Here is a 12,361-nt window from a genome sequence, read left to right as displayed (position 1 = left end):
CACCCACCCCGTCGACCTGCCCACTTACCCCTTCCAGCACAAACGCTATTGGCTGACCCCGGCCGCGGACGAAGCTCCAGCGGCTGCCGACCCTGCCGAGCGCGGGTTCTGGGAGGCGGTCGAGAGCGAGGAGCTCGGCTCCCTCGCGGCGGACCTCGGTATCGAGTCCGCCGATCTGGCACCGGTACTGCCCGCGTTGTCGTCCTGGCGCCGCCGCACCCGCGACCGGTCCGCTCTGGACCACCTCCGCTATCGGATCACCTGGCATCCGGTCCAGCTCGGCTCGGCAACCGCGACGGGAACGGGTGCGCCAACCGGTACCTGGACGATCGTAGTGCCGCCCTCACACCGTGCTCATCCGCTGACGTCGACGATCGTCGACGGGCTCGCCCGGTCCGGCGCCCACGTGGTCCCGATCGTGGCGGAGGACACGGACGAGGAAGCGCTCGTCACCCGGCTGCGCGAACACTTCGCCACTACGGACGTGGCTCCCGCAGGGGTGCTTTCGTTGCTGGCCCTGGACGAGGAGCCGCATCAGCAGCAGCCCACGCTCTCACGCGGCACGGCGTCGACGGTCGTCCTGGTCCAGGCGTTGGAGGCGCTGGCCTGCACCGCACGTCTGTGGTGCCTGACCTCCGGTGCCGTTCCCGTGGGCGACGAGGAGATCCGCCCTGCGCAGGCGGTGGTGTGGGGGATGGGGACCGTACTGGGGCTGGACCGTCCCGACACCTGGGGTGGCCTGGTCGATGTGCCCGGCACACCGGACGACGCCGTGGCCGACCGCCTCGCGGAAGCGCTCCTCGGTCACGACGGTCACCCGGTCGAGGACCAGCTGGCACTCCGGCCGTCCGGCGTGTTCGCCCGCCGGATGGTACGCGCCCCACGCTCTCCACGTGCCCCACGCGCAGCCGGCGCCGACCGGCCTTGGCAGCCGCACGGAACCGTGCTCGTCACCGGCGGCACGGGCGTCCTCGGTGCCCGTGTCGCGCGCTGGCTGGCCCGAAACGGCGCAGATCACCTGCTGCTCACCAGCCGTCGGGGACCCGACGCGGAAGGCGCCGGCGAACTGGCCGCCGAACTGGCCGAGTCGGGAGCCCGGGCCACCATCACGGCCTGTGACGTCAGTGACCGGGACGCGCTTGCCGCCCTCCTGGACAGTGTTCCGGCGCAGTACCCGCTGACCGCCGTGTTCCACGTCGCTGGAGTCATGCACCGGTCGGCGAGCCTGTCGGGGACGTCCCTGACGGAGTTCGCGGAGATCGGCAGGCCGAAGATCGCCGGTGCCGCACATCTGGACGAGCTACTGGCTGAGCAGCCGCTCGAAGCCTTCGTCCTCTTCTCCTCGGGCGCCGCCGTCTGGGGCAGCGCAGGACAGGGCGCCTACGCGGGCGCGAACGCTTTCCTCGACGCGCTGGCGCACCGGCGCCGGGCCCGCGGCGCGGCGGCGACCTCCGTCGCCTGGGGCGCCTGGCGGGGCGGCATGGTCGACGAGGAGGCGGCGGACCGCCTGCGACGGATCGGCGCTCCCGCCCTGGCCGCCGAGTCGGCTCTGGCCCTGCTCGGCGAAGCCCTCACCGACGGCGAAACCCACCTCGTGGCGGGCGATTTCGACTGGCCGCGGTTCGCCGAGACCTACACCTTCGCCCGTCCGCGTCCCCTGGTGCGGGCACTGCCCGAGGCGGCCGCCGCGCTCGCGGTGCACGACGGCTCCGAACCGGCCGGCAGCGGTCCCGGACCCGGCAGCGGCGATCCGGCCCTGGTGGCCAGGTTGGCGGCACTGCCCGAGGCCGAGCGGGAGCCGGCACTGGTCCGGTTGGTGAACGAGCAGGTGGCACAGGTGCTCAATTACGACGACCCGGCAGAGATCGGCAAGGACCGTGCGTTCAAGGATCTCGGCATGGACTCGATGACCGCGATCGATCTCCGCAACCGGATCGGCGCCACAGTAGGGGTGCTGCTGCCCGCGACCCTGGTGTTCGACCACGCCTCTCCGGCGGCGCTCGCGCGGCACCTGCGCATGGAGCTCTTCGACGGCGGACCGGGAACCGTCGAGGGCGTACTGGCGGACCTCGCCCGGCTGGAAGCCACGATGACCGCACTCCCGCCCGAGGAGATCACCAGGACCAGGCTGCCCGCCCGGCTCCAGTCGCTGATCTCCCGTCTCACCGAGAGCACGGACGCAACGGACGGTACCGACACCGCCGCTGTCGCCGACCGTCTCCAGGGGGCGAGCGCCGCCGACGTGCTCGCCTTCATCGACAAGGAACTCGGGGTGGGGTGAGTCCCCGGCAGGCCGGTAGGGGCGGTTAGGGGTAGGCGCGCCTTCGACGCCGACCGGATTCTTGCCCCTCGCGAGAGTCCGTCGGTATCTGCTCAGTGGGGTGACGGTGGTGGAGGACGAGAAGAAGATTCTCGATTACCTCAAGAAGGTCAGCGCCGAACTGCACCAGACGCGTCAGCGACTGCGGCAGGCGGAGGCCCAGGAGCAGGAGCCGATCGCCATCGTCGCGATGAGCTGCCGCTATCCCGGAGGCATCCGTTCGGCGGACGACCTGTGGCGGTTGGTCGCCGAGGGGAACGACGCGATCGAGCCCTTTCCGTCGGACCGGGGCTGGGACCTCGACGCACTCCTGACCCCGGACCCGGACCGGCCGGGCGCCTCGTACGTGCACGAGGGCGGATTCGTTTCGGACATCGGGGACTTCGATCCGGGCTTCTTCGGCATATCGCCGCGTGAGGCGCTCACCATGGACCCCCAGCAGAGGCTGGTCCTGGAGACCGCCTGGGAGGTCTGCGAACGAGCCGGCATCGACCCCCACGCACTGCGCGGCGCGCCGGTCGGTGTGTTCGTCGGATCGAGCAGCCAGGCCTACGGCGAACTGGTGGCCACCCGGCCCGAGATCGCCGAGGCACACATGAGCACCAGCAGTGCCGGTGCCGTGATCACCGGGCGGGTGTCCTACACGCTGGGGCTCGAAGGTCCGGCCGTGACCGTGGACACCGCCTGCTCCTCCTCGCTCGTCGCCCTGCACCTCGCCTGCCAGTCGCTGCGCCGCCAGGAATGCTCACTCGCGCTGGCCGGGGGAGTGGCGCTGCTGATCAAGCCCGAGCCGTTCGTCGCGTTCAGCCGTCAGGGCGGCCTGGCCGCCGACGGACGCTGCAAGCCCTTCTCCGAGAGTGCCGACGGCACGGGCTGGTCCGAGGGTGTCGGTCTGGTGATGCTGGAGCGGCTCTCCGACGCACGGCGCAACGGTCACCGGGTGCTGGCCGTCGTTCGCGGCTCGGCGGTCAACCAGGACGGCGCCTCCAACGGTCTGACCGCCCCCAACGGCCCTGCACAGCAACGCGTGATCCGCCAGGCACTCATGAACGCCCGCCTGACGCCGGCCGACGTCGACGTCGTCGAGGGACATGGCACCGGCACCACTCTGGGCGACCCGATCGAGGCCCAGGCGCTGCTGGCCACGTATGGACAACGCCCCGAGGAGCGGCCGTTGTGGCTGGGCTCGCTGAAGTCCAACATCGGTCACGCCCAGGCGGCGGCCGGGGTGGCCGGAGTGATCAAGATGGTCATGGCCATGCACCACGACCTGCTGCCCCGGACCCTGCATGTCACCGAGCCGACCTCGCACGTGGACTGGTCGGTCGGGGCGGTGGAACTGCTGACCGATGCGCGAGCATGGCATCCCGAGGGCCGTCCGCGCCGGGCCGGTGTCTCCTCCTTCGGCATGAGCGGCACCAACGTCCACCTCGTCCTCGAAGAGGCTCCGGAGGACAATGCCCAGGTCGAGACCGACGACGAGGCGCGACCGGCCTCGCCACAGGACGAGGCCGGTTGCAACGTCTCCGCCGACATCCCGCTCCCGCCGTTCCTGGTCTCGGGCCGGAACGAGGAGGCGCTGCGCGGCCAGGCCGCCCGATTGCTGTCCCACCTCGAACAGCATCCTGACCTGGCCCTGCGCGACCTGGCCCACTCACTGGCCACCACCCGCGCCGCGTTCGAACACCGCGCGGCCGTCACCGCCGCCGATCGTGCCGGGTTGCTGGACGGACTGGTCCAGGTCGCCGAGGGGCACACCGGGGTGAATGTGGTGGCGGGTTCGGTCCGTCCGGGCAAGCTGGCGTTTCTCTGTTCCGGTCAGGGCAGTCAGCGGCTGGGGATGGGGCGGGAGCTGTATGAGACCTTCCCGGTGTTCGCCCGCGTCTTGGACGAGGTGACTGCAGAGCTGGGTCTGCCTCTGCAGGACATTATGTGGCCGGCGGAAGAGGCAAAAGATCACGGTCGCCTGAACGACACCGAGTTCACGCAGCCGGCACTGTTCGCACTCGAAGTCGCACTGGGACGACTACTGGAATCATGGGGCGTACGCCCCGACTTCGTCGCCGGGCATTCGGTCGGTGAACTGACGGCTGCACACCTGGCCGGAGTGTTCTCCCTGACGGACGCGTGTGCGCTGGTGACAGCACGCGCACGGCTGATGGGCGAGTTGCCCACAGGCGGCGCCATGATCGCCATACGAGCCACCGAAGACGACGTCGCAGCCGCACTCGTGGGTGTGGACCAAATAGCGATCGCGGCTGTCAATGGCCCCGACGCGGTGGTGATCTCCGGTGCGGAAGAAGCGGTCACGCAGGTCGCGGCACGGTTCGCGCACACCCGGCGCCTGCGCGTCTCGCACGCCTTCCATTCGCCTTTGATGGATCCGATGTTGGCGGCTTTCCGTGAGGTGGCCGAACAGGTCACCTACCACCCGCCCACCATCCCCCTGGTCTCCAACCTCACCGGTGCTCTCGCCGATCCCGAAGAACTCTGCACACCCAGCTACTGGGTACGCCACGTCCGCGAAGCGGTCCGCTTCGGCGACGGCCTGCAGTCCCTGCGCACGGCGGGAGTGGATACGTTCCTGGAGATCGGCCCGGACGTCACCTTGACCGCTCTGGCCGACCGGGACGGGGACGCGGTCGCCACCCTGCGCAGGGACCGCCCCGAAGGCCCCCACCTGCTGAACGCACTCGGCCACCTGCACACCCGTGGCGTCCCCGTCGACTGGCCCGCATTCTTCAAGGACCGGCCCTCCCGTCCCGTGGACCTGCCCACGTACGCCTTCCAGCGCCGGCGTTTCTGGATGGACGGTGCGGCTCCCGCCGGAGACGCCGCGTCGATCGGCCTGGGGCCTGTCGACCACCCGATGCTGAGCGCCGCTGTCGCCCTCGCCGACTCCGGGGGAGTGCTGTTCACCGGGCGGCTTTCTCCACGTACGCACCCGTGGTTGGCGGATCACGAGGTCATGGGCACCGTACTGCTTCCCGGCACCGGCTTCGTGGAGTTGGTGATCCGGGCCGGGGACGAGGTGGGCTGTCCGGTTGTCGACGAGCTGACCATCGAGGCTCCACTCGTCTTCGCACAGCAAGACGCCGTCGTGATCCAGGTGGTCGTGGGCGCGCCCGAGGACTCGGGAGCCCGCTCGGTGGCTGTGTACTCGCGCGGTGAGAACGTTGCTGGTGAGGCGTGGTTGCGGCACGCCAGTGGTGTGGTCGTGCCGGCGGACGAGGGAACCGCCGAGCCGGTGACATCGGACCTGGTGGTCTGGCCCCCGGCGCGGGCGGCCGCCCTGTCTGTGGACGGGCTCTACGAACGGCTGGTCGAGCAGGGCTTCGCGTACGGCCCATCGTTCCAGGGCCTGCGTGCCGCCTGGCGCCGTGGCGCGGACCTGTTCGCCGAGATCGTGCTCCCGGCCGAGGCGCAGGCCGATGCCGTCGGGTTCGGTCTGCACCCCGCCCTGCTGGACGCCGCCCTGCAGACCAGGTTCCTGGACTCGGGCGACGCGGACGGCGACAAGGGCATGGGGGAGACCTCGATCCCGTTCGCCTGGAACCGCGTCTCCCTGCTGGCGACGGGTTCCTCCGAGGTCCGCGTGAAGGTCTCGCCGCACGGCGAGGGACTGCGCATGTCGGTGGCTGACACCACGGGCGCACCTGTGCTCACCGTCGACTCGCTGATGGCCCGGCCCGTGTCGGTGGAGCAACTCAGCGGGTTCCGGGGCACAGGTACAGGCACAGACACCGGGGAGTCCTCCCTGTACCGGGTGAACTGGACACCGGTTCCTCTTGCGACGTCGGACAGCGCAACGGCTCCGGCGACCTCCGAAGGTTTCACCGTGCTGCACAGCCCCCGGAATCCGGAGGCCTCCGTCCCCGAGCAGACCCGCTCCGCGACCCGCCGGGTCCTGGCGGCGCTTCAGGAGTGGGAGGGATCCGAGCGCCTCGTCGTGGTGACGCACGGCGCGGTCTCCGTCGTGAACGGTGAAGGAGCCTCGGCCGACGCCGAAGGATCCTCCGCGGCAGGCGAGGGGGTATCCGCCGACGGTGGCGAGGCGGTCACCGATCTCCCGGGCGCGGCGGTCTGGGGGCTGGTGCGGTCGGCCCAGGCGGAGACCCCCGACCGGTTCACGCTGATCGACGTGGACGACGACCCGGCCTCCGAGGCGGCTCTCGCCTCGGCCCTCGCCTCGGGTGAGCCGCAGCTCGCGCTGCGCGCCGGGGCAGGTTTCGTTCCCCGGCTGGCGGCCGTCACGCCACCGGCCGCCGAAGAAGCCCCTGCCTCCCCGTGGCGCACCGACGGAACCGTGCTGATCACGGGCGGCACCGGCGGCCTGGGCGGTGTCGTGGCCCGGCACCTCGTGGCCGAGCACGGCGTACGCCACCTGCTGCTGGTCAGCCGTACGGGCCCGGCCGCCGACGGCGCCGCCGACCTCGTGGCGGAGCTGTCCGCGGAAGAAGCGGGCACCTCGGTGCGCCTCGAAGCGTGCGACGTCGCCGACCGTGACGCGCTGGCCGCGCTCCTCTCCACCATCGACCCCGCTCATCCACTGACGGGAGTCGTCCACGCCGCCGGTGTCGCCGACAACGGCGTCGTCGGCGCGCTGTCCCCGGAGCAGCTGGACCACGTGCTGCGGCCCAAGGTGGACGGCGCCTGGAACCTGCACGAGCTGACCCGCGACATGCCCCTGACCGCGTTCGTACTGTTCTCCTCGTCGGCCAGCGTGGTGAACGGTCCCGGACAGGGCAACTATGCGGCGGCCAACCTCTTCCTGAACGCCCTCGCCGAGTTCCGTTGTGCCCAGGGCCTGCCCACCCGGACCGTGGCCTGGGGCCTGTGGGGCGAGGGCCAGGGCATGAGGCGGCAGCTCAGCACGGTCGACGTGGCGCGCGTCAACCGCTGGGGCATGCTCGAACTCACCGTCGCCGAAGGGCTCGCGCTGTTCGACGCGGCCCTCACGGTGACCGTGCCCGTGCCGTTGGCGATCCACCTCGACACCGCGGCGATCAGGGCTCGCACCGACGGCATCCCGCACCTGTTCCGGGGCCTGGTCCGTGCGCCACTGCGGCGAGCCGCCCGCAGCGAAGGGGCGGCGGCCGGCACATCGGCCCTGGCCGCCCGGCTGGCCGGGCTGTCGGACGCCGACCGGGAGCGGACCGTTCTCGACCTGGTCCGCACTCATGTGGCAGCCGTCCTGGGGCACGCGACGGCCGACACCATCGAGGCGGAACGGGCCTTCCAGGAGCTGGGGTTCGACTCCCTGACCGCAGTCGAGCTGCGCAACCGCCTCCAGACCGCGACGGGCCTGCGGGTGCCTGCCACCGTCGTCTTCGACCATCCGAGCTCGCGCGCCCTGACCGATTTCCTGCTCGCCGAGGCGTCCGGTACCCACCTGCTGTCCGTGGTGGCCCCCACGGTCGGGCCCACCGATACCGACGACCCGGTCGCCGTCATCGGCATCGCCTGCCGCTACCCCGGCGGCGTCACCAGCCCCGAGGGCTTGTGGCAACTGGTTGTCGACGGCGTTGACGGGATCACCTCCGATCCCCCCACGAACCGGGGCTGGAACCTCGACCGACTGCTCGACCCCGAACTCAGCCGCCCGGAGACCACCTACGTCCTCGACGGCGGATACGTCTACGAAGCCGCGGAGTTCGATCCGGAGTTCTTCGGTATCTCCCCGCGTGAGGCGCTGGGACTCGACCCCCAGTTCCGGATGCTGTTGGAGGCGTCCTGGGAGGCCTTCGAACGAGCCGGCATCGACCCGGGGACGCTCAAAGGAAGCCCGACCGGCGTGTACGCGGGCCTGATGCACCACGACTACGTCGCCAGCGCCGTCCAGGGCAGTGTGATCTCGGGCCGCGTCTCCTACACACTGGGTCTGGAGGGGCCCTCGGTCACGGTGGACACGGCGTGCTCTTCGTCGCTGGTCGCGATCCATTTCGCCCGCCAGGCACTGCAGCGGGGCGAATGCTCCCTGGCCCTGGCCGGTGGCGTGTCCGTGATGTCCACGCCGGACATGTTCACCGAGTTCAGCCGCCAGGGCGCGCTGTCTCGCGACGGTCGGTGCAAGGCGTTCTCGGCGTCGGCCGACGGCACCAGCTGGGGCGAGGGCGTCGGCGTTCTCGTCCTGGAGCGGCTGTCGGAGGCGCGGCGCAACAATCACCGGGTGCTGGCGGTCGTCCGGGGTTCGGCGGTCAACCAGGACGGCGCCTCCAACGGCTTCACGGCTCCGAACGGTCCGTCTCAGCAGCGGGTGATCCGGCAGGCGCTGGCCGGTGCGGGGTTGTCGGTGGCGGATGTGGATGTGGTGGAGGCGCACGGTACGGGGACGGCGCTGGGGGATCCGATCGAGGCGCAGGCGTTGCTGGCGACGTATGGGCAGGACCGGTCGGAGGGCCGGCCGTTGTGGCTGGGCTCCCTCAAGTCGAACATCGGGCACACGCAGGCGGCTTCTGGTGTCGCAAGTGTGATCAAGATGGTCATGGCGATGCGTCATGGTGTGCTGCCGCGGACGTTGCACGTGGACGAGCCGTCGCCGCACGTGGACTGGTCGGCGGGTGCGGTGCAGCTGCTCACCCAGGCCCAGTCCTGGGAGCGCGACGAGGACCGTCTGCGCCGGGCGGGTGTCTCCTCGTTCGGGCTCAGTGGCACCAACGCCCACCTGATCCTTGAGGAGGCTGCGGAGACGGAGACCGTCGAGACGGCCGAGCGGTCCGGTCCGGCGTTGCCGGTGGTGCCGTGGGTGGTGTCGGCGCGTACCGAACAAGCGCTGCGGGAGCAGGCCAGGCGACTGGCAGCTCATGTCGCCGAGCAGGACGTGGACCCGGTCGATGTCGGATACTCACTGGCCACCACCCGCGCCGCACTGGAACACCGGGCCGTGGTCGTTGGCGCAGACCGGGCCGAGCTGGTGGGCGGGTTGGAGGCGGTGGCCCACGGTGAACGGCCGAGCGGGGTGGCGGCCGGGAGTCGGCTGGCGTTCCTCTGCTCCGGTCAGGGCAGTCAGCGGCTGGGGATGGGGCGGGAGTTGTATGACGCCTTTCCGGTGTTCGCCCGCGTCCTGGACGAGGTGATCGGTGAGCTGGGTCTGCCGTTGCGGGAGGTGATGTGGGCGGCGGACGACTCCGCCGATCAAGGGCGTTTGGAGGGTACGGAGTTCGCGCAGCCGGCATTGTTCGCACTCGAAGTCGCACTGGGACGACTGCTGGAATCATGGGGTGTGCGGCCGGACTTCGTGGCCGGGCATTCGGTGGGGGAGTTGGCGGCTGCGCATCTGGCGGGGGTGTTCTCGCTGGCGGATGCGTGTGCGCTGGTGGCGGCCCGGGGCCGGCTGATGGGGGCCTTGCCTGCGGGTGGTGCGATGGTCGCCATACGAGCCGCCGAAGACGATGTGGCGGCGGCACTCGTGGGTGTGGAGCGGGTGGCGATCGCGGCTGTCAACGGCCCCGATGCGGTGGTGATTTCCGGTGCGGAGGCCGCCGTGATGCAGGTTGCGGCCCGTTTCGCGCACACCCGGCGTCTGCGCGTCTCGCACGCCTTCCACTCCCCGCTGATGGACCCCATGTTGGCGGCTTTCCGCGAGGTGGCCGAACAGATCACCTACCACCCGCCCACCATCCCGTTGGTCTCCAACCTCACCGGTGCTCTCGCCGACCCCGAGGAGCTGTGCACGCCCGGCTACTGGGTACGCCACGTGCGCGAGGCGGTCCGCTTCGGTGACGGTCTGCAGGCATTGCGTGCTGCGGGAGCGAACACTTTCCTGGAGATCGGCCCGGACGCCACCTTGACCGCTTTGGCCGATCGGGACGGGGACGCGGTTGCCGCCCTGCGCCGGGACCGGCCCGAGGTGGCCCAGCTCCTGCGTGCCCTGGGTGACGTACATACCCGGAGTGTGCCCGTCACCTGGTCCGCTCTCTTCGCAGACCGGTCCGCCCATCTCGTGGACCTGCCCACCTACCCCTTCCAGCACAAGCACTACTGGACGAATTCTGTTCAGGCGGGAGGTGAAGTGGGTGCTGCGGGCCTGGTGAGCGCGGAGCATCCGTTGCTGGGTGCCGTGGTGGAGTTGCCCGGGTCGGGGGGTGTGGTGCTGTCGGGCCGTCTGTCGCTCCAGGCGCAGCCGTGGCTGGCCGACCACGCGGTGATGGGCACGGTGCTGTTCCCCGGTACCGGCTTCGTCGAACTGGCCATCCGGGCGGGCGACGAAGTGGAGTGCACGGTGCTGGAGGAACTCACCCTGCACGCCCCCCTCGTCCTGCCCGAGCGGGGCGGGGTCGCGGTGCAGGTGATGGCAGCCGCCCCCGACACGCAAGGACGCCAGCAGGTACGCGTCCACGCACGGCCCGAGGACGCACCCCTCGACGAGCAATGGACCCTGCACGCCGAAGGCCTCCTGGCCCCGGACACCACCCCCACCAACAACCCGACAGACATCCCGACAGGGATGGAGGCATGGCCGCCCGCCCATGCCACCCCGCTACCACTGGACGATTTCTATGACGGGCTCATCGGATACGGACTTGAGTACGGGCCGATGTTCCAGACGATGCGGGCGGCCTGGCAGCTGGATGACACGGTGTTCTGCGAGGTCGGACTGCCCGAGACAGCCAACGGTGACGCTGCTGCATTCGCCATCCACCCCGCACTGCTCGATGCCGCCCTGCACGCCAAGTTCTTCGTCGACGACGCCAGCGGGAACGGCGATACGGGCAGCGGCCCGGCAGTCCCCTTCGCTTGGAGGGGGGTACGCCTTTACGCCGCCGGTGCCTCGCAGCTACGGGTGAAGATCTCGGTGACCGGTTCCGCGTTGCGGATGACGTTGGCCGACGGCGCCGGCGCGCACGTTGCGACAGTGGACTCTCTCGCCTACCGCGAGATCTCCGCCGGCCAGCTGGGTGCGACATCGACCGTCGGCCATCGGTCGCTCTTCCAGATGGAGTGGATTCCCGTCACACCTGTGTCCGCTTCCTCCGAGTTGGGGGAGAGGCGCATCGTCACCGTGCGGTCCGCGTCGGAGGTGACGGCCGTGCACGCTGCGGACGCCGTTGTCCTCGACCTCCGGGGGACTGAGGGGCCGTTTGGTCAGAGGGTGCAAGGGGCGCTGGAAGCGCTGCAGGCGTGGCTGGCCGAGGAACGGTTGTCGGCCTCCACCTTGATGGTTGTCACACAGGAAGCCGTGGTTCGTTCTCCGGAGGAGGCCGTCGACCCGGCCGGGGCGGCCGTATGGGGCCTGACCCGGTCCGCGCAGATGGAGAATCCCGGCCGGATCGTGCTCGTCGACCTGGATGGCCATCCGGACTCCGAGGCGATGTTGGCCACCCTGGACCAAGCGGCAGGCGCGGAGACGGAACTGCTGATTCGTGAGGGTGTCTGCCACGTTTCCCGTTTGGCGCGGGTCCAGGTCCAGAGGCAGGCCGTCGAAGGTACCGTGCCGTGGGATGCGCACGGCACGGTCCTCATCACCGGCGGCACTGGTGGTCTCGGCGCCCTGGTCGCCCGGCACCTGATCACCCGCCACGGGGTGCGGCAGTTGCTGCTGACCAGTCGCCGGGGTATGGCGGCCCCCGGCGCCGGCGACCTTATCGAAGAGCTGTCCGGACTCGGCGCCACGGTGCGTATCGAGGCGTGCGACGTGGCTGACCGTGACGCCCTGGCCGCGCTCTTGGCCGGGATCGATCCTGAACACCCGTTGTCCGCTGTGGTGCATGCGGCGGGGGTGTTGGACGATGCCCTGCTCGCGGATCTGACGCCGCAGCGGCTGCAGAGGGTGCTGGGACCCAAGGCGGATGGGGCCTGGCATCTGCACGAACTCACCCAGGACATGGACCTGACCGCGTTCGTGCTGTTCTCCTCCATCGCCGCGCTCCTGGGCGGCGTGGGCCAGGCCAACTACGCCGCCGCCAACGCCTGCCTGGACGCCCTGGCCCAGCACCGCCAGCGCCTGGGACTGCCCGCGCACTCCCTGGCCTGGGGCCCCTGGCACCACACCCACGGCATGGCAGGCCGCCTCAGCGCCCACGACCACGCCCGCCTGGCCCG

The 12,361-nt window shown here is 70.6% G+C and carries 2 protein-coding genes; both read left to right on the top strand.

Annotation, left to right across the window (positions count from 1 at the left end):
* The coding region (locus FGF04_RS30945; protein WP_188114305.1) for an SDR family NAD(P)-dependent oxidoreductase at positions 1 to 2,281 on the top strand (2,281 nt) is incomplete at its 5' end.
* Between the two features lie 109 nt (positions 2,282 to 2,390).
* Positions 2,391 to 12,361, top strand: a 9,971-nt coding sequence (locus FGF04_RS30940) for an SDR family NAD(P)-dependent oxidoreductase (RefSeq protein ID WP_408055691.1), incomplete at its 3' end; no start/stop codon positions are given.

Origin of the sequence: Streptomyces apricus (assembly GCF_008369065.1) — a bacterium.
GTDB classification, from domain to species: domain Bacteria; phylum Actinomycetota; class Actinomycetes; order Streptomycetales; family Streptomycetaceae; genus Streptomyces; species Streptomyces apricus.
Note: the sequence above shows the minus strand (reverse complement) of the source record. Positions and strands in the feature narration are given on the sequence as shown.